The sequence below is a fragment of the Leisingera sp. M658 genome (genome assembly GCF_025144145.1).
GTDB lineage: Bacteria > Pseudomonadota > Alphaproteobacteria > Rhodobacterales > Rhodobacteraceae > Leisingera.
Map to the genome: position 1 here is coordinate 775,700 of NZ_CP083546.1, position 21,374 is coordinate 797,073.

Genomic DNA, 21,374 nt, shown 5'->3' on the forward strand with positions numbered 1-21,374 from the left:
GATGCTTCTTTACACGCGCGGACAATGAACAACTCACATGCCTTCGGAACGTGAACACCGCTTTGCCGGACCACGGCGCGGACAGCTGGTTTTTGCCTTGTTTCTGGTGGCGGCTGCGCTGCTGCTGCTGGTCCTGATCACAGAGCAGACCGCCTGGGTCAACAAAACCAAGCTGTTTGCCCAGCCCCGGTTCTGGCCAGCTGTCGCCATTGGCGGCATGGTGCTGATGGGCGGGCTGCACCTGTACAAACTGCCCTGGCGGCGGGTCAGCCGCTATGACCTGCGGGAGGTCAAGCGCTGGGCGCAGGTATTGGAGTTTGCCGGCTGGTTCATGGGGTATGTGCTGCTGGTGCCGATCATCGGCTATCTGCCCGTGACGCTGGCCTTCATGCCGCTTCTCAGCTGGCGGATGGGCTATCGCAGCCGCTTCATGCTGTGGATCAGTGCCGTCTTTGCTGTGGTCGTGGTTGTGCTGTTCAAAGCTGTTCTGTCGGTCAAGATTCCGGGGGCAGTGCTGTATGAGTATCTGCCGGGGCCGGTCCGCAGTTTCTTCATTCTCTATCTCTGAGTACCCGTCATGGACCTTATCCTTTCTGCCATTGAGATCCTGATGCGCTGGGACGTGGCGCTGGCGCTGCTGGCGGGTTCTGTCGGCGGCGTGCTGATCGGCGCCATCCCCGGTGTCGGCCCGGCGGTGGCGATTGCGATCCTGCTGCCTGCGACGTTCTCGATGGATCCGATTGTGGGCCTGACGGTGCTGTTGGGGATTTACGGCTCGTCTATGTATGGCGGCGCCATTCCGGCGATCCTGATCAATACCCCCGGCACTGCGGTCAACGCGCTGACCACCTATGACGGCTATCCGATGACGGCGCGGGGCGAGCCGCAGCGGGCTTTGAGCCTTGCCTATTCCGCCAGCTTCTTTGGCGGTATCTTCTCGGTCATCTGCCTGATCCTGTTTGCCCCGGTGCTGGCCAAAATCGCACCCATGTTCGGCTCGCGCGAGATTTTCATGGCCGCCCTTCTGGGCCTCATCCTGGTGGTTGTCGCCCATCGCGGCCAGGCGCTGATTGCCGGCGCCCTGGCCTGTTTCGGGATTTTCCTGCAGACCATCGGGCTGGAGCCGGTGAAATACACCCAGCGCTATACCTTCGGGCAGGACTTTCTGGGGGGCGGCATCAACCTGATCGTGGTGGTGCTGGGGCTGTTTGCAATCTCGCAGGCCTTTGTGCTGCTGACGGACGAAGACGAAAAGGTCCGCATGACCCGCCTGCGCGGCGGCATGTTCCAGGGCCTGCGCGAGCTGACGCGCCATCCTCGGGTTGCAGGGGTTTCGGCAACTTTCGGCGTGCTGATGGGCATGGTACCCGGCGTCGGCGAATTCACTGCCCAGTTCATGTCCTACACCTATGCGCAGAAAACTTCGAAACGGCCGCAGGACTTTGGCAACGGCTCCTCCGAGGGGCTGATCGCGGCAGAGACCGCCAACAATGCGGTGCCGGCCGCCGCCATGGTGCCATTGCTGGCGCTGGGCATTCCGGGTGAGGCGCTGACGGCGATGATGCTGTCGGTCTTTTATGTGCACAACGTGGTGCCGGGGCCGGGACTGTTTCAGAACGACATGGATTTTGTGGTGGCACTGTACCTCGCATTGCTGCTGCTGAATGTCCTGGTTCTTGTCTTCCTGCTCTTTGCTACCAAGTCGCTGATCCAGGTGGTGCGCATCCCCAACCGGTTCCTGGGCGTCTGCATCCTGACGCTCAGCTTTGTCGGCGTCTACAGCTTGCGCAATTCCGCCACCGACTGCGTGATGGCGGCTGCGTTTGGTATCCTTGGCTATGTGCTGAAACGCCTGTCGCTGCCTGCGGTGCCGATCATCCTGGGTATGGTTCTGGGCGGCATCATGGAAGTGAAACTGCGCGCGGCCATGGCGCGGGTAAAAGAACCCTTTGATTTCATTGATCGCCCGGTGGCGTTCATCCTGTTTCTACTCATCATCATCGTTCTGGCGGTCCACATCCTGCGGGTGCTGAAGGACCATAAGGAACTGAAGGAGGCCGAATGGCAGACCAACAGCGCATCGACAAGCTTCGGCAGCTTGATGTGGCGCCGCAAAAACTCTTTCTTGAAGGATCATGGAAAGAAGGTTCGGGCCAGACACTCGAAGTTGCTTCGCCGGTTGACGGATCTGTTCTGACCACGCTGCAGGGCGCCTCTGCAACGGATGTCGAAAACGCTGTGGCTTCGGCGCGGCGGGCATATGAGGATCGCCGCTGGGCGGGACAGAGCCCAGCCGCACGGAAAAAAGTACTGCACAGGATAGCTGACCGGATAGACGCCGAGGCGGTGGAACTGGCGGTGCTGGGCGTGCGCGACAACGGCACCGAGTACAACATGGCCCTGAAGGCCGAGCCGGGATCGGCCGCGGGCACTTTCCGCTATTATGCCGAGGCGCTGGACAAGGTGCCGGGCGAGATCGCGCCGACTGCGCCGGATGTGCTGGGGCTGGTGCAGCGGATGCCGGTTGGCGTGGTGGGCGCCATCGTGCCCTGGAACTTCCCGCTGATGATTGGTGCGTGGAAGCTGGCGCCGGCGCTGGCGATGGGCAATTCGGTGGTGCTGAAACCGGCTGAAACCGCCTCGCTGACGCTGCTGCGGCTGGCAGAAATCTGCTCGGAATGCGGCCTGCCGGATGGGGTGCTGAACGTGGTAACCGGTTCCGGTGCCGAAACCGGGGCGGCGCTGGCCGCCTCGATGGATGTCGATGTGCTGGCCTTCACAGGTTCGGGCGCCACCGGGCGCAAACTGCTGGAGGCCTCGGCGCGTTCCAACCTCAAACGCTGCTATCTGGAACTGGGCGGCAAGTCCCCGAATATCGTCTTTGCGGATGCGCCGGATCTGGCCAAGGCGGCCAAAGTGTCTGCCGCTGGCATCTTTCGTAACTCCGGGCAGGTTTGTATCGCGGGGTCCCGCCTGCTGGTCGAGGCGTCGGTTCATGACGCGTTTGTGGAAATGCTGCAGGCCGAGGCCGAAGCGCTGCAGGTGGGCGATCCGCTGGACCTCAGCAGCCAGATCGGGGCGGTGAATTCGGAAGACCAGCTGCGCCGCAACCTGTCTTTCATGGACATGGCGCGGTCCGAGGGCGGACAGGTGGTGACCGGCGGAAAGCGCATTTTGGAGGAAACCGGCGGTACATATATGTCGCCGGCGATTGTCACCCAAGTGGCGCAGGACCACGCGCTGTTTCAGCGCGAGGTGTTCGGGCCGGTGCTGGCAGTGACAAGGTTCGAGAGTGAGGACGAGGCGCTGAGCCTTGCCAACGCCACCGACTTTGGCCTGGCGGCTGGTGTCTGGACCGCAAACCTGTCCCGCGCGCACAGGATGGTGGCGGGCATCCGGGCCGGTGTGGTGCATGTGAACACTTATGGCGGCTCGGACAACACCGTGCCCTTGGGCGGTGTCGGGCAGTCCGGCAATGGCCATGATAAGTCGTTGCATGCGCTGGACAAATACATCGATCTGAAAACCGCTTGGATTCAGTTGTGAAGCGGGTTTTGCGCCGCAAAACCCGCGGCCTCCGGCGGGAGTATTTTTGCAAAGATGAAAGGCCGCGCGCGTGCCGATGGCCGTCGCTGCGAAGCCTTTAAGACGGGAGAAAAAGCCTGTGGCAGACATGACCATACTAGTCGCCGGAACGTACGACACCAAAGACGATGAACTGAGCTATCTGGCGGAAGTGATCCGCGGGCAGGGCGGCAAGGTGCTGACGATGGATGTGAGCGTTCTGGGCGATCCCAGCCAGCCCGCGGATGTCAGCAAGCAGGAGGTGGCCGCGGCCGGCGGCAGCTCGATCGAGGTGGCGATTGGCTCGGGGGATGAAAACACCGCCATGCAGATCATGGGTGCAGGTGCCGCGGCTATGGCGCTGGATCTGTACCGGCAGGGGCGCATTGACGGGGTGATTGTGCTGGGCGGTACCATGGGCACTGATCTGGCGCTGGATATGTGTGCGGCGCTGCCCGTGGGGGTGCCCAAATACATCGTCTCAACTGTCGCATTTTCACCGCTGATGCCGCCCGAGCGGATCCCGGCGGATGTGCAGATGATCCTTTGGGCGGGTGGGCTCTATGGGCTGAACTCGATTTGCAAGGCGTCCCTGTCGCAGGCCGCAGGTGCGGTGCTGGGCGCGGCGCGGTCGGTGGAGCCGCCAAAACGGGACAGGCCGCTGATCGGCATGACGTCGTTTGGCAAGACTGTGCTGCGCTATATGGTAACACTGAAACCTGCGCTGGAAGCGCGCGGGTTTGAGGTTGCGGTGTTTCACGCCACCGGAATGGGCGGGCGGGCGTTTGAAAGCCTGGCCGCTGAGGGCGCCTTTGCCGCGGTGATGGATTTTGCGCCGCAGGAAGTGTCGAACCACTTGTTCGGCGGGTTGTCGGCGGGAGCGGACCGGATGACCAATGCCGGGCGCTCAGGCACGCCGCAGCTGGTGGCGCCGGGCTGTTATGACCTGGTGGATTTTGTCGGCTGGCAGGAGGTGCCAACGCAGTTGAAGGGGCGGGAAACACATGCCCACAACCGGCTGCTCACCTCCGCGATGCTGGATGCTGCCGAGCGGCGGCAGGTGGCGCAGGTGATGTGCGGCAAACTGGCAACGGCAGAGGCGCCGGTGGCGGTTCTGCTGCCTGCGGGCGGTTGCAACGAGTGGGACCGCCCTGGCGCCCCTCTGCATGATGGGGAAGGGCTGGCGGCGTTCTGTGATGAAATGCGCGCCTCCTGCCCGGAAAATGCGGTGCTGCATGAACTGGACTGCCATATCAATGATGCTGCGTTTTCCGGCAAAGCTTTGGAAATTCTGGACGGCTGGATTTCCAGCGGTGTGGTGAAGACTGGCTGAACAGCGAATTTCCTTACACCCTTGGTTGTACCTCTTGGAGAGATGTTTCAAGAAGTTTTCAATTCGCCAATCTTCTGTTACGTAATGGGCGGCATGTCCGGCTTTGGCAGCGCCCGGGCGTTTCAGACGCGGGGTTTGCCGGCCATTGGCGGCATTGGGGCTTGGCGCCGGTTTGGCTGCCGTGCCTAATCGGATGAGAGCCGGGCGCAGCTGCTGCCGCACCGGGAAAAAGAGGATGACCGGATGAGTGAAACCATAGCGTATGAGCGTGTAGGCGATGTTGCTGTTCTGAAGGCGCAGAATCCGCCAGTGAACGCGCTGGGTGCTGAGGTGCGCAAAGGGTTGCTGGCCGGGATCGAACGCGCGGAACAGGACGGTGCCAAGGCGGTACTGATCTATGGCGAGGGCCGGACCTATTTTGCCGGTGCAGATATCCGCGAGTTCGGCAAGCCGCCGCAGGAGCCGCAGCTGCCCGGCCTGTGCAGCCGGATCGAGGCCTCGCCGCTGATCGTGGTCTCTGTAATGCATGGCACGGCATTGGGCGGCGGGCTGGAGGTGGCCTTGTCCTCGCATTACCGGATTGCGGTGCCGTCCGCCAGGATGGGCCTGCCTGAGGTCAACCTGGGCATTCTGCCCGGAGCGGGCGGCACCCAGCGGCTGCCGCGTTTGGCCGGAACCGAAGCGGCGCTGGAGATGATCACCAGCGGCCGTCATTTCGGCGCCGCGGAGGCGCTGGAAAAGGGCATTATCGACAAAATCGAAGAGGGGGATCTGCGGGGGATCGGCCTGGCTTATGTGCAAGAGCTGCTGGAGCAGGGCGCCCCGCGCCGGGCCGTTGGGGAAATGCCCGCGCCGGAAGCGGTGGACTTTGATGCGGCCTATGCAGCCACGCTGAAAAAGGGGCGCGGCCAGCTGTCGCCGGCCACGGCTGTGCGCGCGGTGCAGGCAGCGGCTGAGGCGGAGAGCTTTGAGGCGGGCCTCAAGCGTGAGCGTGCGCTGTTCATGGAGCTGATGGGCTCTGATCAGCGGCAGGGGCTGATCCATGCTTTCTTCTCGGAGCGCGCGGTCAGCAAACTGCCGGAGCTGGAGAGCGTTGCGCCGCGCGAGGTGGCCTTGATGGGGGTGATCGGCGGCGGCACCATGGGGGCGGGAATCGCCACCGCAGCGCTGCTGGCGGATTTGCCGGTGGTGCTGATAGAGATGACCGATGACGCCACGGCTGCGGCACGGGGCCGGATTGAAGGCAACCTGAAAGGGGCCTTGAAGCGCGGCAAGATCACTGAGGCGCAATATGATCGGCTGACCGGCGAGGCGCTGACTGTGGCGACGGATTATGCTGCGCTGACGCAAGCGGATCTGGTGGTTGAAGCGGTGTTTGAGGACATGGGTGTCAAGCGCGAGGTCTTTGGCAAGCTGGATGCCCATTGCAAACCCGGCGCAGTGCTGGCGACAAATACGTCTTATTTGGATGTGGACGAGATTGCCGCTTCGACCTCCCGGCCGCAGGATGTGATCGGTCTGCATTTCTTCTCGCCCGCGCATGTGATGAAGCTGCTGGAAGTTGTGGTGGCAAAGGATACCGCGCCAGAGGTGCTGGCGACTGGTTTTGCCCTTGGCAAGCGGCTGAAGAAGGTCGCGGTGCGATCGGGCATTTGCGACGGGTTCATCGGCAACCGGATCATGAACGCCTACCGCAAAGCGGCGGAATATCTGGTGCTGGATGGCGCCTCGCCTTATCAGGTGGACGCGGTTGTAACCGGGTTTGGTTTCCCGATGGGGCCTTTTGCAATGGGCGATCTGGCCGGGCTGGACATCAACTGGGCCGCCCGCAAGCGCCGCGCCCCGAGCCGCGATCCGCGCGAACGGGTGCCGCGATTCTACGAAATGCTCTGCGAGGGCGGCGATTTCGGCCAGAAGACCGGTAAAGGCTTCTATATCTACAAGGAAGGCACGCGCGGCGGCGTTCCGAACCTGGAAGTGGCCGGACTGATTACCCGGGATCAGGAAGAGCAGAATATCACCCCGCGGGACTTCCCGGACGCCGAGGTTTTGCGGCGCTATATGTGCGCCATGGTCAACGAGGCCGCCAAGGTGGTGGGCGAGGGTATTGCCCGCCGTCCGCTGGATGTGGATATGGTGATGCTGTTCGGCTACGGCTTCCCGCGCTTCTGGGGCGGGCCGCTGAAATGGGCGGATCTGCAGGGTCTGGACGGCATTCTGGCCGATATCAGGGCTTACGCGGCAGAGGATGATTTTTTCTGGCAGCCCGCGCCGCTGCTGGAGCAGCTGGTGGCGGACGGGAAAACCTTCGATGATCTGAATAAGGGCGGCTAAGCGGGGGCGGGCGCCCTTCCGGCCCGTCGAGGGCCATCAGGGCGCGGCCCGGCTGTGCCGGGCTGGACGCGCAAACGCTGGCCGTATCACGAAATAGCGCCGCGCGGAACGCGCGGCGCTTGGCCCAACAAGAGCGGTGCATCTTTGATGCGCCTGGTGATTGACGGGAGAACCTCAGTGCGTTTTAGGTCCAGGTACCTTCGGTCGCGGTGCGGATCTTGCGGATGTTCTCGCCGTAAACCGTGGGATCGTTGACCGAACCGCCTTTGAATACGGCGGAGCCGGCAACCAGCACGTCGGCCCCTGCCTCAGTGACCAGCGGCGCGGTGGCGGGATCTACACCGCCGTCGATTTCGATATGCACCGGGCGGTCGCCGATCATCGAACGCAGGCTGCGGATCTTGGCGGTCATGTCGATGAACTTCTGGCCGCCAAAGCCGGGGTTTACGGTCATAACACAGATCAGGTCGGTCAGGTCCAGAAGATGCGCAACCGCTTCCGCCGGGGTGCCGGGGTTCAATGCGACGCCTGCCTTCATTCCGGCCCCGCGGATCGCCTGCAGGGTGCGGTGGATATGCGGGCCGGCCTCGATATGGGCGGTCAGCACATCGGCGCCGGCGTCGGCATAGGCGTCAATATAGGGATCAACCGGCGCGATCATCAGATGCACGTCCATCACTGTTTTCACATGCGGACGGAACGCCTTTACCGCCTGCGGGCCAAAGGTGAGGTTCGGCACGAAATGCCCGTCCATCACATCCACATGCACCCAATCGGCGCCCTGGGCTTCAATCGCCCGGATCTCCTGGCCGAAGTTGGCGAAATCGGCGGAGAGGATAGAGGGCGCGATCTTGATCTTGCGGTCAAAGGACATCTGGCAGCTTCCTTTTGCAAAGGGAATTGAGGAGTCGATGGCCGTATAGACCGTCCCGGCCCCTGTGGACAGGGGCAGAATGCGCAGCAGGCCCGTTACCCAGTGCCGCACGCCTGCGGGTTGCATGGGGCGGCGTTACAAAACTTTCACGGCGGTGACACATGAGGTTTGAGCAAGCGCATTAGGCAGGTCCCGAACGAAGAGGGAGCGCCCCGGTGCTGCGCATAGACAAACTGACAAAACGGTTCGGTGGCAAGTTAGCGGTGGATACCGCCACGCTGGACATCGACAAGCCCTGCATGATCGGCATTATCGGTCGATCGGGTGCGGGCAAATCCACCCTGCTGCGGATGCTCAATCGGCTGGAAGATGCCAGCGAAGGCCGTATTCTGTATGAGGGCCGTGAAATCACTGGCCTGAAGGGCAAAGAGAAACGGGCCTGGCAGTCCGACTGCGCGATGATCTTTCAGCAGTTCAACCTGGTGCCGCGGATGGATGTGGTGTCCAACGTGCTGCACGGAACGCTGAACCGCCGCAACGCGATGGCGACGCTGTTCAACCTGTACCCGATGGCGGATATTCATGCGGCAATTGAAATTCTCGGCCGGCTTGGCATTGCCGAACATGCCGCCAAGCGCGCCGAGGCGCTGTCAGGCGGCCAGCAGCAGCGGGTGGCGATTGCCCGGGCGCTGATGCAGGATCCGAAGATCATCCTGGCGGATGAGCCGATTGCCTCGCTCGACCCGATGAACGCCCAGACCGTTATGGAAGCGCTGCGCCGCATTCACGAGGAAGACGGCCGCACGGTGATTGCCAATCTGCACACGCTGGACACTGCACGGCGGTACTGCGACCGGGTGGTCGGCATGCGCGACGGGCGCATTGTGTTCGACGGGCTGCCCGAGCAGCTGACCACCGGCGTTGCCCGCGAGATTTACGGCGCCGGGGATGAGTTTTCCGAAGCTGCAACCTCAACCGAGATCGAGACTTTGGAACGGGCGGATGCAATGCGCGCCGCCATTCCCGCCGAGTAACCCCGAACTTCTTTTACCGACCCCGCGGGCTGCTCGTCGGGGATTGACCAACCGGAGAGACATGAGATGAAGAAACTGCTTGCTGCCGTTCTGGCAACCACCGCGCTGACGACCCCCGTTGCGGCAGAGGAAATCAAGGAATTCCGCATCGGCATTCTGGGCGGTGAGAACGCACAGGACCGTCTGAGCAAGCAGGAATGCCTGCGTGAACAGACCGAAGAGCTGCTGGGCGTTGAAACCAAATTGTTTGCCCCCGCCGACTATAACGGTGTGATCCAGGGCCTGCTGGGCGGCACCATCGACATGGCCTGGCTGGGCGCGTCGGGCTATGCCAAGACCTATCTGTCCAACCCCGAAGCGGTTGAGCCGGTTCTGGTCAAGGTTAATGCGGACGGCGGTTTTGGCTACTACTCGGTTGGCTTTGCCCGCAAGGACAGCGGCGTTGCTTCGCTGGAAGACCTGAAGGGCAAAACTTTTGGCTTTGGCGATCCGAACTCCACCTCGGGCTATCTGATCCCGTCGATCGAAATCCCGCAAGTGACGGGCGCCACCATGGACTCTGGCGATTACTTTGGCGAAGTGAAATTCACTGGCGGGCATGAACAGACCATTGTTGCCGTGGCCAATGGCGACGTTGCTGGCGGTGTCAGCTGGGCCGATGGTCTGGGCGAATGGGAAGACGGCTACAACTCCGGCGCTCTGCGCCGTGCGGTGGATGCAGGTCTGGTAGACATGAATGATCTGGTCGAGATCTGGAAATCCGCGCCGATCCCCGAAGGCCCGTTTGTGCTGCGCACCGAATTGCCTGCGGATGTGAAGGTCAAGATGACCGGTCTGCTGGCTTCGATGAACTCAATCGATCCGGATTGCATGTACAATGTGCTGGGCGGTGAATCAAAAGGCCTGATGCCGATCACCCATGACGCCTATGAGGTGATCATCGAAGCCCGTAAACTGAAATCCCAGTAATTTCAGTACCGTACCTTTGATACTGTGCTCTGCGGGGGTTCGGGCCTGGCTCGGAACCCCGCAATTTCCTTGATGGCATATGCTCCGGCCATCCCTTCAGGACCAGGACCCCTACATGGCAGATCTGACAGCCGCCCGGCCGGGCATCGAGGATATCCGGCAGCAATACACCGCCCACACCCAGCGCAAGCGGCTGTACGGCGGCATTCTTCTGGCCATTTTTGTGGCGCTGATGGTTGCAGGTTTCCGCACCGCGGATGCGCGCAATGCCGGCTCCTTTGCCGATGGGTTCACCCGCATCTTCGACTACCCGACCGAGGTTCTGGCAGAAGCGTCCCAGAAGGCAGCCCAGCTGCCCGGCCATGCGGTGCACTTCTTTCCGGCACTGGTGGAGACGCTGAATATCGCCGCGGCATCAACGCTGGCGGGCGCGGTGTTCGGCACCCTGCTGTCGCTTTTGTCGACCCGCGGCATGGCGCCCTGGCCTGCGCTTATCCCGCTGTTCCGCCGCATCAGCGACATTTGCCGCGCGATCCCGGAAATCGTCATTGCGCTGGTGCTGATCTTTGTCCTTGGCGGCGGCCCGGTGCCTGCGATGATCGCCATTGCCATCCACACCGCTGGTGCGCTGGGCAAACTGTTTTCCGAGGTGAACGAAAACGCCTCATTGAAACCTGTGGAAGGTCTGTCATCGGTCGGCGCCACCTGGGCGCAGCGGATGACGCTGGGGGTGATCCCGCAGGTCGGGCCGAACTACGTCAGCTACGCGCTGTTGCGGTTTGAGATCAATATCCGGGCCTCGGCCATTCTTGGTTTTGTCGGGGCGGGCGGCATCGGCTACGAGCTGAAGAACGCCATGTCCTGGGGGCAGGGGCGGTACGACGAGGCCGCCGCCATCTTCCTGCTGCTGTTCATCACCATCGTGGCCGTCGACCAGCTGTCCGGCATCCTGCGTGACCGTCTGACCCATGGAGCGAAAGCATGACTACTTTCGATACCACCCTCACCCCGGCAGAGCTGAAGCTGGATATCTCCAAGCTGTTCCTGAAGAAGCGGCTGCTGGGTTTCGCTCTGCCCGCCGCGGTGCTGGTCTATCTGGCCTATGTCTTTGTGGCTTTTGATGTCCTGGGGCTGTGGGATAAAGCGAGCCTGGAGAACGCGAGAACCCTGGTCAGCGACAGCTATAGCTACAAGACCCATGTGACCCGCGACAACCGAAACGGTGCGGTTTCGGTGTCCATCGAAGGGGAGCGCAAAGGCGCCTATCCCGATGGAACAGCACCGGATTGGGTTGCCCTGGGGGAGACCACGGTGATTGACCTGGAGGACGGCCATACCGTCAGCTTTGGCCCGGAAACCATCGAATACGCAATCCCCGGCTATGGCACTGTGCGCGCCACCCCCAGCCGCAGCGCAGGTGTTCAGGCCGAACTGCCGGCAGGCGATGTGCCGGAGTGGATCAGCGTCTCCAAGAACCGGCTGGCGGTTAAAACCGGGGCCGGGCGCCTGACCGTCACCCGCAACCGGGCCGAAGTGTTCCGCTATTTCACGGGCTGGGAGCTGTTCTTTTTTACCCTCGACAGCCCTTATTACGGCATGGGGGCAGGGGAGCTTCTGCAGCGTGCAGCCACCGGTGAGGCAGGCGCGATTTTCCAGGAGTTCTGGACCAACAAGATGTGGCGCCATCAGGATGTGGCCTGGGCAATTGCCGAAACCCTGCTGATGGCGTTCCTTGGCACCATTGGCGCCGGTATCATTGCACTGCCTTTGGCCTTTGCCGCGACCCGCAATTTCATGCCGTTCCGGGCCTTGCGCTTTGCCATGCGCCGGCTGTTCGATTTCTTCCGCGGCGTGGATTCGCTGATCTGGACCGTGGTCCTGGCCCGCGCCTTTGGCCCCGGCCCCCTGACCGGTGCGCTGGCGATCCTGGTCACGGATACTGGCACTTTCGGCAAGATCTTCTCAGAAGCGCTGGAAAACGTTGATCAGAAACAGATTGAGGGCGTCGCCTCCACCGGCGCAAAACCGTTGCAGCGCTACCGGTTCGGAGTGATCCCGCAGATTACTCCGGTATTGCTGAGCCAGCTCCTGTATTTCCTGGAATCCAACACCCGCTCAGCCACCATTATCGGTGCCATCACCGGCGGCGGCATCGGCCTGCTGCTGACCCAGGCGATCATCACCCAAAAGGACTGGGAGGAGGTGGCCTATTACATCACCCTGATCATCGTGATGGTAATGCTGATGGATTGGTTCTCGGGCTGGCTGCGGCGGAAGCTGATCACAGGCGGCAGCGGCCCGGCCAGACGCAAGGCATCCAAGGCGCAAGAGGGCAGCGCCTTCTTGCTGCCTTGATCCCGGAAATTTCAGAGGAAAGACCATGGCCCGTTTGCAGGCAGAAGCCCCGTTCCTTCACCCGGAATGCCAGATCGCAGACAGCCGGTTCGGGCGCTATGTGGAGATCGGCGCCGGCAGCCGGGTCGCGAATTCAGCGGTTGGCGATTACAGCTATTGCGACCGTATCTGTGATATCGCCAATGCAGAGATCGGCAAGTTTGCCAATATCGCCAGTCTTGTACGGATCGGCGCGACCGATCATCCGATGGAAAAAGCCTCGCTGCATCACTTCCATTACCGGTCCGGCGACTATTGGAACGATGCGGATCATGATGCAGAGTGGTTCTCCCGCCGCGCCGGGCGCACGGCCTTTATCGGCCATGACACTTGGATCGGCCATGCCGCAATTATCAAACCGGAGGTGACCATCGGCCATGGTGCGGTTGTGGCCTCGGGCGCTGTTGTGACCAAGGATGTGGCGCCTTATACGATTGTCGGCGGCAACACCGCGAAAGTGATCCGCCGCCGCTATACCGAAGCTGTCGCCGGGCAGATGATGGATCTGGCCTGGTGGGACTGGGACCACGAAGCCCTGCGCGTTGCACTGCCGGATTTTCGAACATTGCGGGCGGAGGCGTTTCTGGAGAAATATGCCTGATCCAGCGGGCGGGAGGCTCCCGCCTGTTCCTGCGCATTCATAGAATGCGCCTCACAGTTGGGCGTGGCGCCGCTGCGCGGCGAAAGGCCTGCCGAGACGCGCCTGATGAGCAAGCCTGCCCTTCAAACGCCTTGTTCATTGTGCTGCCTGTCATCCCCGCCTCAAGGGTAAACGGCGCAGCGGGCCGCCGCTTTGCGGCCCTTGACCCACGGGCGGCAGGTTTATGCGGCGCCTGCGTCCACCAGCTGGGTGGCGATATCAAGGAACACTTTGGCCTGGGCGCTGCCGGGCTGCGCTGCCACAATCGGCGTGCCGTTGTCGCCGGCCAGGCGCACGTCCAAGTGCAGCGGCACCTCGCCCAGCAGCGGCACGCCCAGCTTCTTCGCCTCCTGCGCCACGCCGCCATGGCCGAAGACATGTTCTTCGTGGCCGCAATTCGAGCAGATGTGGGTCGACATGTTCTCGATCATTCCCAGCACCGGCACGTTCATCTTGCGGAACATATCGATGCCCTTGCGGGCGTCGATCAATGCAACGTCCTGCGGGGTGGAGACCACAATAGAGCCGTCTACATGGGTCTTTTGCGCCAGCGTCATCTGCACATCGCCAGTGCCGGGCGGCAGATCGACGATCAGCACGTCCAGCTCACCCCATTGCACTTGCAGCAGCATCTGCTGCAGCGCGCCCATCAGCATCGGGCCGCGCCAGATCACCGCCTGGTCTTCGCCAGTCATCAGACCCATCGACATCATGGTGACGCCATGGTTGCGTAAGGGAAGGATGGTCTTGCCGTCAGGGCTGGCAGGCCGGCCGCTGACACCCAGCATCTTGGGTTGCGACGGGCCGTAAACATCGGCGTCCAGCAGCCCCACCTTGCGCCCCTGCATTGCCAGGGCGCAGGCAATATTGGCCGAGACTGTGGATTTGCCGACCCCGCCCTTGCCGGAGGCAACCGCAAGAATCCGCGCCACACCCGGAACCTTCTGCGGCGCTGCCTGCTGTTGCGCCTGGGCGGGCTGCTTGGGCTTCAGATCCGGCGGCGCCTTTTGCGAATGGGCGGTCAGCATGGCCGAGACCTTTGCTACCCCCGGCAGTTCGGCCACCACTGCATCAGCTTTGTCGCGGACCGAGCCGTAAGCCTCGGACTTGCCTGGGTCGATTTCCAGCACAAAGCGGACGGTGCTGCCCTCGACGGTCACTGCGCGGGCGATGCCTGCGCTGACGATATCACTGCCGCTGACGGGGTCGGCGACGGATTTGAGCGCCTCAAGGACGGTTTCACGGGAGATGGTCACGCCGGTCTTGCTCCTGTAGCTGGTCATGCCTTGCGCCTGTTCTGGCGCAATTCAGCGCGGTATGCCAGCGGTTCGCTGCCCGGAGTTTGATTTGGCGCATCCTGGAGTCAGCTTATGTGCCAGCTGGCCTTGTCCATCGGGCGGCACGCAGGGGTAGCGGCAGAACGCAACAGCGCCGCGCGTCAGCGCGGCGCCAGGCCCAACGGGAGGAAGGCACCGGCAGGTGCCGGACGACGGGCGGGAGGCTCCCGTCAACAGGCGCCTGCCTATTGCCCCTGTCAGCTGGCCAGTGCGACCTCGGCGGACCTCATCACTTCGCCAATGCGGCGGCCGGTGTCCACCATACGGTTGGAGAACCCCCATTCGTTGTCGTACCAGCTGACCACCCGCACCAGACCCTCGGCGGTGACAGCCGTCTGTGCCGCAGCAAAGCAGCTGGAATGCGGATCGTGGTTGAAATCGACAGAGACCAACGGGTCTTCTTCATACGATAGAATGCCCGCCAGTCCGCTCTCTGCTGCCGTCTTCACTGCGGCATTGACGGCTTCCACGGTGGCGGTGCGTTCCGGCACAAAGCTGAGGTCCACCACAGACACATTCGCGGTGGGCACCCGGATTGCCGAGCCTTCCAACCGTCCCTTCAGATGCGGCAGCACCTCGGAGATCGCCCGGGCCGCTCCGGTGGAGGTGGGGATCATCGACAGCGAGGCCGCGCGGGCGCGGTAGAGATCCGAGTGGCTGGTGTCATGGGTCGGCTGGTCGCCGGTATAGGCGTGGATCGTGGTCATGTAGCCGGTCTTGATGCCAAATGCGCCGTCCAGCACTTGCGCCAGCGGTGCCAGGCAATTGGTGGTGCAGGAGGCGTTGGAGACGATCACGTCGTCCGCCGTCAGATCCATGTGGTTGACGCCGTAGACCACGGTGCGGTCGGCATCCTTGCCGGGGGCGGAGATCAGCACCCGCTTGGAGCCGTTTTTCAGGTGCCGCGCGGCGTCATCGCGGGCGGTGAACAGCCCGGTGCATTCATAGGCGATATCGACATCCTGCCAAGGCAGCTCTTCCGGATTGCGGATCGCGCTCAGCCGGATGCTGTGGCGGCCCACCCGGATCAGGTCATCGGCGAGAAACACCGGCGTCTTCAGGCGGCCGTGCACGCTGTCGTATTTCAGCAGATGCACCAGCGTCTCGGGGGGCGACAGGTCGTTGATGGCAACAACTTCGATGTCTTGTTGGCCGCTTTCCAGAAGCGCGCGCAGCACCCCGCGGCCAATCCGTCCAAATCCGTTGATTGCGATTTTCAGTGTCATGCCTCACCTCTGGCTGTTGGACCGGCATGGAGCCGGTAGCGATAACGGTTGCGATACCGATAACGATAACGGTTCTGGAAATCAACCCCCGTGCCGGCAGACCAGCCCTTGCGGCTGTCGGCAAAGTGCTTGACCATGGGCAGATGACCAAAAAACTGCTGCTGAAAGACGTGGCCCATCTGGCCGGCGTTAGCGAGATGACCGCCTCCCGTGCCCTGCGCGGTGCCCCGGATGTGTCCGCTAAAACCAAAGCCAAGGTTGAAGAAATTGCCCGCAGCCACGGTTATGTGCCCAATCGGATTGCAGGCTCGCTGTCCTCGCAATCGGTCAATCTGGTGGCGGTGGTTGTGCCGTCGCTGAACAGCTTTGTGTTCCCCGAGGTGCTCTCGGGCATTTCCGCCGTGCTCAAAGACAGCCAGCTGAAGCCAGTGGTCGGGGTGTCGGGGTATGATCTTGAGGAAGAAGAAGGCGTTATCCGCGAGATGCTCAGCTGGCGCCCGTCCGGCCTGATTGTCGCGGGGCTGGAGCATACTGAAACAACACGACGGATGCTGCAGCAGGCCGACTGTCCGGTAGTCGAGGTGATGGATGTGGACGGCGATCCGGTCCGCCACTGTGTTGGCATTTCGCATCTGCAGGCAGGCCGCGACATGGCAGAGCAGATTCTGGCCTGCGGTTACCGCAAGATCGGCTTTATCGGTACCAAAATGCCGCAGGACTTCCGCGCCCGGAAACGGTTTGACGGCTTCACCGACGGTTTGGCCGCACAGGGTGTCGCCCTAGGTGATATTGAGCATTATGCCGGCGAAAGCGCGATCCAGACCGGCCGCCAACTGACCGCGCAGATGCTGGCGCGCAACCCGGATCTTGATTGCATCTATTATTCCAGTGACGTGATGAGTGTTGGCGGCTTGATGCATTGCCTGGCCGCAGGCCTGTCGGTGCCGGGCGATATCGCGCTGGCCGGCTTCAACAATCTGCAGATCCTGCAGGGCATGCCGCAACAGCTGGCCACAACGGACGCCTGCCGCCGTGAGATTGGCGAGCGTGCCGCGCGGGTCATCCTGCAATCGCGCGAGGCTGGCGGTACGGACGGTCTGGTTTTTGACCGGCTGTGCCCCGCGATCAGCCTTGGGGAGACGCTCTGACAGCCTCCCGGCGGCTGAAAACGGCGGCGTTTCCGCGATCCGGGGCAGGGCAGGGATGATTTTGGCGCTTTCCTGTGGCTTTGCGTCCCGCCATGGGGCAGCCTGTAGGCAGCCAGTTCAGTCCAGCCAACCGGAGAAGGAGCCCAGATGCCCCAGTACAACGACATGTTCGAACTGTCCGTTACGGATATGGAGCTGATAGAGACCGCCCTGCAAACCACAAGGGACACTCTGTCAGAGGCCCAACCGGCAACGGGCAGCAGCGAGGACGAAACGCTGCGCCGCGTGCACGAGCTTTTGGGCCGGCTGCACAATCAGAAAATCTTCTACTACCCCAAAGACAAGGTCTACGTCAGCGGCTGACGCTGTAGCGGGATGAAACAGCGCTCCCCGCCGGGCGGAGAGCGCTGAAACCTGGCAAAGAGCCGTTGTTTACAAGGCGGCCTTGAACAGCTGGGTGAGGTTTTCCTCAGTAAGCTCAATCGGGTTGCCGCCGCAGCTGGGGTCGATGATCGCGCCTTTGACCAGATCGGGGATGGCCGCTTCGGTGACGCCCAGATCTGCCAGCTTGCAAGGGATCCCGAGGCTGTCGTTCAGTTCCTGCACAAACGTGCGGAAGCCGTCAAAACCGCCGTCGATGCCGAGGTAGGCCGACGCCATGGTGAACCGGTCCGCGATTGCAGGCGCGTTGAACTCCAGCACCGCAGGCATGCAGACCGCGTTGGTGGTGCCGTGGTGGGTGTTGAAGTGCGCTCCGATCGGGTGGCTCATGGCGTGAATGGCGCCAAGCCCCTTCATGAAGGCCGTGGCCCCCATCGCCGCGGCAGACATCATCTGGGCGCGGGCCTCAATATCGGTGCCGTCGGCGTAGGCGCGCGGCAGGTAGTCCTTGACCAGCCGCATGCCTTCCAGCGCGATGCCTTGGGACATCGGGTGGTAATGCGGGCTGCTGAACGCTTCGACGCAATGGGCAAAGGCATCCAGCCCGGTGCCTGCGGTGATGAACTTGGGCATGCCCACCGTCAGCTCGGGATCGCAGATCACAACTGCGGGCAGCACCTTGGGGTGGAAGATGATCTTCTTCTGGTGGCTGACACTGTCGGTGATCACGGACGCGCGGCCCACCTCGGATCCCGTGCCTGCGGTGGTCGGCACCGCGATGATCGGCGCGATGGCATCGGCATCGGCGCGGGTCCACCAGTCGCCGATATCCTCAAAATCCCACACAGGTCGGGTCTGGCCGGCCATAAAGGCAACCATCTTGCCCAAGTCCAGCCCGGAGCCGCCGCCAAATGCGATCACGCCGTCATGACCGCCCGCCTTATAGGCTTCGACACCGGCTTCCAGATTCTTCTCATTCGGGTTCGGATCAACCTCCGAGAACATGCCGCGGCCCAAGCCTGCGGCCTCCATGATGTCCAGGGTGGCTTGGGTGACAGGCAGATCGGCCAGCCCCTTGTCGGTGACCAGCAAGGGTTTGGTGATGCCGGCAGCGGCGCAGGCGTCACCCAGTTCGTTGATCCGGCCGGCGCCGAATTTGATTGCGGTCGGGTAGGACCAGTTTCCGTTAAGGCTCATATCGTGTTCCTTTAATGCAATGGCCCGCCCCGCGGAGGAGACGCCAGGGTGGGCAGGGCCGCCCTTAGCCGGTTACCTTTTTCAGGTGGTAAGACTTCGGGCGGGTCAGATTGTGATAGCCGATGACCGACAGCCCGCCGCCGCGGCCGGTGTCCTTGCAACCGGTCCAGCACAGGCCCGGATCCAGGTAATCGGCGCGGTTCATGAACACGGTGCCAGTCTCGATCCGGTCGCCGACCGCTTGTGCCCGCTCCAGATCACGGGTCCAGAGCGAGGCGGTGAGACCGAAGTTGCTGTCGTTCATCAGCGCAATGGCTTCGTCGTCCGACTGCACCTTCATGATGCCGACGACGGGGCCAAAGCTTTCCTCGCGCATCACCCGCATACCGTGGGTCACACCGGTCAGGATCTGCGGCGTCAGGTAGGCGCCGCCGTCATCCTCCGGCAGGGTTTCGATATGGGCCACCGCACCTGCCTCCACGGCCTCGGCGATCTGGCTGCGTACCTCACCAGCAAAGCGCACATTGGCCATTGGCCCGATGGTGGTCTCCGCCTCCAGCGGATTGCCCAGCTTGTAGCCTTTGACGATGGCAACCGCCTTCTCCAGGAAGGCATCAAAAAGGCTTTCATGCACATAGATCCGCTCGATGCCGCAGCAGCACTGGCCGGAGTTGAACATGGCGCCGTCGATCAGTGTGTCCACCGCCGCATCCAGATCGGCGTCTTCCATCACATAGCCCGGATCCTTGCCGCCCAGCTCGGTGCCGACGCCCACAAAGGTGCCTGCCGCCGCACGTTCCATCGCCTGGCCGCCGCCCACCGAGCCGGTGAAGTTCACGAAGTTGAACGCCTTCTCCGCAATCAGCGCCGAAGTGGTGTCATGGTCCAAAAAGACATTCTGGAACACATCCGCAGGCACACCCGCCGAAGCAAAAGCCTGCGCCATGCGCTCGCCTGCCAGCAGCGTCTGGGTGGCGTGCTTCAGCACTACCGCGTTGCCTGCGATCAGGGCAGGGGCCACAGTGTTGATTGCGGTCATATAGGGGTAATTCCAGGGCGCCACGACAAGCACGACCCCATGCGGAACACGCTTGATATAGCGTTTGAAGCTGGCGTCCTCGCCAACCTCTATATCAGCCAGCGATTCCACAGCGATCTTCGCCATATGCGAGGCACGTTCATTAAAGCCGCCGAACTCGCCGCCATAACGCACCGGGCGGCCCATCATATGGGCCAGTTCCGGCACAATTTCATCGTTCATCGCGCCAACGGCGGCCACACCCGCCATCACCAGGCCGATCCTCTCCTGCAGGGAGCGTGCGGCCCAGGCGGTTTGGGCTGCGCGGGCGCGCGCCGCCGCGTCAAAAGCCGCCTCGCGCGATAGGGTTTCGCGTTCGGCAAAAACCGATCCGTCGATCGGCGAGATGCACTTCAGTGTCTGGCCCATGCCATCAACTCCATTCCAAGGGGCACTGCCGCCCCTGCTTCTTTCTGGTCAAAAATACCTCGGGGGTCAGGGGGCTGGCCCCCGGTCCGCCGGGGCCGGATCACGCCCGCTCGAAGCCGCGCGCGATCTCGTAGTCGGTAACCACGCGGTCAAACTCCTCGATCTCCACCTCGGCGGCGCGTACATAATGATCGACCACATCGTCGCCAAGGGCGGAACGCAGCATCGCCGAGCCTTTCAGCGCCGCCGTGGCATCGCGCAGTGTGCCCGGGATCATGCCCGTGTCACCCTGGTAGACATCGCCTTTTGACGGGGGCTGCAGCTCCAGCCCTTCTTCGATCCCGGCAATGCCCGCCGCCAGCATGCCCGCCATCGCCAGATAGGGGTTCATGTCAGAGCCCGGAATGCGGCACTCCACCCGGATCGCCTTGGTCCCGTCGCCGCACAGGCGGTAGCCGGCGGTGCGGTTGTCCACCGACCAGATGATCCTTGTCGGTGCAAAGGTGCCCTTCATGAAGCGTTTGTAGCTGTTGATATAGGGCGCCATGAAGGCAGTGTAATCGGGCGCGTATTTCAGCAGGCCACCCATGTAGGCCTTCATCAGCGGCGACATGCCCAGATCATCCGACGGATCATGAAACGCGGGCTTGCCGTCCTGCCATAGCGACTGATGCACATGGCTGGAAGAGCCGACCTTATCGTGGCTCCATTTCGGCAGGAAGGTCACCGCATGGCCCTGCTGGTGGGCGATTTCCTTCACCGCGTGCTTGGCGATCGTGTGGTATTCTGCAGTGTCCATCGCCGCGGCGTATTTGATGTTGAGCTCTTCCTGGCCGGTCTCCGCCTCACCCTTGGAGTTCTCAATCGGCAAGCCCGCGTCCCACAGGTGGTTGCGGATCGGACGCATCACATGCTCTTCACGGGTGGTCTGCAGGATGTTGTAATCCTCGTTGTAGCCCGAGATCGGCGCCAGGTCGCGGAAACCGGACTTGCGGATCTCGTCAAAGCTCTTTTCGAACAGGAAAAACTCCAGCTCGGTGGCGCACATGGCGTCATAGCCCATCGCCTTAAGCCGGTTTACCTGGCGTTTCAGGATCGCGCGGGGAGAGTGTGAAACCTCTTCATGCGTGTGGTGATCCAGCACATCGCACAGCACCATCACCGTGCCCTCCAGCCACGGCACCGGGCGCAGGGTCGCCAGGTCCGGCTTCATCACATAGTCGCCATAGCCGTTTTCCCAGCTGGTCGAGGCATAGCCGTCCGGCGTCGCCATCTCCAGGTCCGTCGCCAGCAAGTAGTTGCAGCAATGGGTCTCTTCCCAGGCTCCGGCAACAAAATGCTTGGCGTGGAAGCGTTTGCCCATCAGCCGCCCTTGCATGTCAACCAGACACACCAGAACCGTGTCGACCAGGCCCGAAGAAACCTGGGATTTCAAATCATCGAAGGAGAGCATGAGCAGCCCTTTGCGTGCTTGGGCCAAAACTTTTCCTCAAAAG

General features: G+C 62.3%; 19 protein-coding genes. 12 read left to right on the top strand and 7 right to left on the bottom strand.

What is annotated here, in order from left to right:
- Positions 1 to 37 precede the first annotated feature (37 nt).
- The 5 genes from K3724_RS04015 to K3724_RS04035 all read left to right on the top strand — a co-directional run bounded on the left by K3724_RS04015 (position 38) and on the right by K3724_RS04035 (position 7,231).
- Positions 38 to 568 carry a tripartite tricarboxylate transporter TctB family protein gene (locus tag K3724_RS04015; protein WP_259990320.1) on the top strand — a complete coding sequence of 177 codons (531 nt, stop codon included), beginning with the start codon at positions 38 to 40 and terminating at the stop codon, positions 566 to 568.
- Positions 569 to 577: 9 nt separating this feature from the next.
- A complete protein-coding gene (locus tag K3724_RS04020; protein WP_259990322.1) occupies positions 578 to 2,197 on the top strand; it encodes a tripartite tricarboxylate transporter permease in 1,620 nt (539 codons plus the stop codon).
- A complete protein-coding gene (locus K3724_RS04025; RefSeq protein WP_259992551.1) occupies positions 2,104 to 3,546 on the top strand; it encodes an aldehyde dehydrogenase in 1,443 nt (480 codons plus the stop codon). Before K3724_RS04020 ends, K3724_RS04025 begins: the two co-directional genes overlap by 94 nt.
- 127 nt (positions 3,547 to 3,673) lie before the next feature.
- Complete coding sequence (locus K3724_RS04030) at positions 3,674 to 4,897, top strand: Tm-1-like ATP-binding domain-containing protein (RefSeq protein WP_259990324.1); 1,224 nt, start codon at positions 3,674 to 3,676, stop codon at positions 4,895 to 4,897.
- A gap of 243 nt (positions 4,898 to 5,140) precedes the next feature.
- Positions 5,141 to 7,231 (top strand): 3-hydroxyacyl-CoA dehydrogenase NAD-binding domain-containing protein, encoded by a 2,091-nt coding sequence (locus K3724_RS04035; protein ID WP_259990325.1) that lies wholly within the window; start codon positions 5,141 to 5,143, stop codon positions 7,229 to 7,231.
- Positions 7,232 to 7,415: 184 nt separating this feature from the next.
- On the opposite strand, the gene rpe is transcribed toward K3724_RS04035, so the two are convergent.
- On the bottom strand, positions 7,416 to 8,105 hold the full coding sequence (gene rpe, locus K3724_RS04040; protein WP_259990327.1) for a ribulose-phosphate 3-epimerase: 690 nt from the start codon (positions 8,103 to 8,105) through the stop codon (positions 7,416 to 7,418).
- Between the two features lie 215 nt (positions 8,106 to 8,320).
- Between rpe and phnC the strand changes: the two genes are divergently transcribed.
- The 5 genes from phnC to K3724_RS04065 all read left to right on the top strand — a co-directional run bounded on the left by phnC (position 8,321) and on the right by K3724_RS04065 (position 13,103).
- The gene (gene phnC / locus K3724_RS04045; protein ID WP_259990329.1) at positions 8,321 to 9,139 is read left to right on the top strand and encodes a phosphonate ABC transporter ATP-binding protein; all 819 of its coding nucleotides are present in this window, start codon (positions 8,321 to 8,323) and stop codon (positions 9,137 to 9,139) included.
- Between the two features lie 66 nt (positions 9,140 to 9,205).
- Positions 9,206 to 10,108: a phosphonate ABC transporter substrate-binding protein gene (gene phnD / locus K3724_RS04050; protein ID WP_259990331.1), complete on the top strand. Its 903-nt coding sequence runs from the start codon at positions 9,206 to 9,208 to the stop codon at positions 10,106 to 10,108.
- Between the two features lie 115 nt (positions 10,109 to 10,223).
- The gene (gene phnE / locus K3724_RS04055; protein WP_259990334.1) at positions 10,224 to 11,093 is read left to right on the top strand and encodes a phosphonate ABC transporter, permease protein PhnE; all 870 of its coding nucleotides are present in this window, start codon (positions 10,224 to 10,226) and stop codon (positions 11,091 to 11,093) included.
- Positions 11,090 to 12,463, top strand: coding sequence for a phosphonate ABC transporter, permease protein PhnE (phnE, locus tag K3724_RS04060; RefSeq protein ID WP_259990336.1), 1,374 nt, complete (start codon positions 11,090 to 11,092; stop codon positions 12,461 to 12,463). The genes phnE (K3724_RS04055) and phnE (K3724_RS04060) overlap by 4 nt, the downstream gene beginning before the upstream one ends.
- Before the next feature lie 25 nt (positions 12,464 to 12,488).
- Positions 12,489 to 13,103: a chloramphenicol acetyltransferase gene (locus K3724_RS04065; protein ID WP_259990338.1), complete on the top strand. Its 615-nt coding sequence runs from the start codon at positions 12,489 to 12,491 to the stop codon at positions 13,101 to 13,103.
- 221 nt (positions 13,104 to 13,324) lie between these two features.
- On the opposite strand, the gene K3724_RS04070 is transcribed toward K3724_RS04065, so the two are convergent.
- From K3724_RS04070 to K3724_RS04080, 3 genes are all read right to left on the bottom strand, one after another.
- Positions 13,325 to 14,398 (bottom strand): Mrp/NBP35 family ATP-binding protein, encoded by a 1,074-nt coding sequence (locus K3724_RS04070; RefSeq protein WP_259992552.1) that lies wholly within the window; start codon positions 14,396 to 14,398, stop codon positions 13,325 to 13,327.
- Positions 14,399 to 14,676: 278 nt separating this feature from the next.
- A complete protein-coding gene (gap, locus tag K3724_RS04075) occupies positions 14,677 to 15,705 on the bottom strand; it encodes a type I glyceraldehyde-3-phosphate dehydrogenase (protein WP_259990340.1) in 1,029 nt (342 codons plus the stop codon).
- Positions 15,702 to 15,842, bottom strand: a complete 141-nt coding sequence (locus K3724_RS04080) for a hypothetical protein (RefSeq protein WP_259990342.1) — start codon at positions 15,840 to 15,842, stop codon at positions 15,702 to 15,704. Before K3724_RS04080 ends, gap begins: the two co-directional genes overlap by 4 nt.
- A gap of 6 nt (positions 15,843 to 15,848) precedes the next feature.
- Between K3724_RS04080 and K3724_RS04085 the strand changes: the two genes are divergently transcribed.
- Together K3724_RS04085 and K3724_RS04090 are read left to right on the top strand one after the other, a co-directional pair.
- A complete protein-coding gene (locus K3724_RS04085) occupies positions 15,849 to 16,853 on the top strand; it encodes a LacI family DNA-binding transcriptional regulator (RefSeq protein WP_259990344.1) in 1,005 nt (334 codons plus the stop codon).
- A gap of 147 nt (positions 16,854 to 17,000) precedes the next feature.
- A complete protein-coding gene (locus K3724_RS04090) occupies positions 17,001 to 17,216 on the top strand; it encodes a hypothetical protein (protein ID WP_259990346.1) in 216 nt (71 codons plus the stop codon).
- Positions 17,217 to 17,285: 69 nt separating this feature from the next.
- Here K3724_RS04090 and K3724_RS04095 read toward each other — a convergent pair whose 3' ends face one another.
- The 3 genes from K3724_RS04095 to K3724_RS04105 form a co-directional block, all read right to left on the bottom strand.
- Complete coding sequence (locus tag K3724_RS04095) at positions 17,286 to 18,431, bottom strand: iron-containing alcohol dehydrogenase (protein WP_259990347.1); 1,146 nt, start codon at positions 18,429 to 18,431, stop codon at positions 17,286 to 17,288.
- Positions 18,432 to 18,495: 64 nt separating this feature from the next.
- Positions 18,496 to 19,878, bottom strand: a complete 1,383-nt coding sequence (locus tag K3724_RS04100; RefSeq protein ID WP_259990349.1) for an aldehyde dehydrogenase family protein — start codon at positions 19,876 to 19,878, stop codon at positions 18,496 to 18,498.
- Positions 19,879 to 19,978: 100 nt separating this feature from the next.
- The gene (locus K3724_RS04105) at positions 19,979 to 21,331 is read right to left on the bottom strand and encodes a glutamine synthetase family protein (RefSeq protein ID WP_259990351.1); all 1,353 of its coding nucleotides are present in this window, start codon (positions 21,329 to 21,331) and stop codon (positions 19,979 to 19,981) included.
- Positions 21,332 to 21,374 lie beyond the last annotated feature (43 nt).

Excerpts from the sequence above, each read along its gene's own strand:
- K3724_RS04015 (WP_259990320.1), top strand. The coding sequence starts at position 38 with ATGCCTTCGGAACGTGAACACCGCTTTGCCGGACCACGGCGCGGACAG.
- K3724_RS04020 (WP_259990322.1), top strand. The coding sequence starts at position 578 with ATGGACCTTATCCTTTCTGCCATTGAGATCCTGATGCGCTGGGACGTG.
- K3724_RS04030 (WP_259990324.1), top strand. The coding sequence starts at position 3,674 with ATGACCATACTAGTCGCCGGAACGTACGACACCAAAGACGATGAACTG.
- K3724_RS04035 (WP_259990325.1), top strand. The coding sequence starts at position 5,141 with ATGAGTGAAACCATAGCGTATGAGCGTGTAGGCGATGTTGCTGTTCTG.
- rpe (WP_259990327.1), bottom strand. The coding sequence starts at position 8,105 with ATGTCCTTTGACCGCAAGATCAAGATCGCGCCCTCTATCCTCTCCGCC.
- phnD (WP_259990331.1), top strand. The coding sequence starts at position 9,206 with ATGAAGAAACTGCTTGCTGCCGTTCTGGCAACCACCGCGCTGACGACC.
- phnE (WP_259990334.1), top strand. The coding sequence starts at position 10,224 with ATGGCAGATCTGACAGCCGCCCGGCCGGGCATCGAGGATATCCGGCAG.
- phnE (WP_259990336.1), top strand. The coding sequence starts at position 11,090 with ATGACTACTTTCGATACCACCCTCACCCCGGCAGAGCTGAAGCTGGAT.
- K3724_RS04065 (WP_259990338.1), top strand. The coding sequence starts at position 12,489 with ATGGCCCGTTTGCAGGCAGAAGCCCCGTTCCTTCACCCGGAATGCCAG.
- gap (WP_259990340.1), bottom strand. The coding sequence starts at position 15,705 with ATGACACTGAAAATCGCAATCAACGGATTTGGACGGATTGGCCGCGGG.
- K3724_RS04080 (WP_259990342.1), bottom strand. The coding sequence starts at position 15,842 with ATGGTCAAGCACTTTGCCGACAGCCGCAAGGGCTGGTCTGCCGGCACG.
- K3724_RS04085 (WP_259990344.1), top strand. The coding sequence starts at position 15,849 with ATGACCAAAAAACTGCTGCTGAAAGACGTGGCCCATCTGGCCGGCGTT.
- K3724_RS04090 (WP_259990346.1), top strand. The coding sequence starts at position 17,001 with ATGCCCCAGTACAACGACATGTTCGAACTGTCCGTTACGGATATGGAG.
- K3724_RS04095 (WP_259990347.1), bottom strand. The coding sequence starts at position 18,431 with ATGAGCCTTAACGGAAACTGGTCCTACCCGACCGCAATCAAATTCGGC.
- K3724_RS04100 (WP_259990349.1), bottom strand. The coding sequence starts at position 19,878 with ATGGGCCAGACACTGAAGTGCATCTCGCCGATCGACGGATCGGTTTTT.
- K3724_RS04105 (WP_259990351.1), bottom strand. The coding sequence starts at position 21,331 with ATGCTCTCCTTCGATGATTTGAAATCCCAGGTTTCTTCGGGCCTGGTC.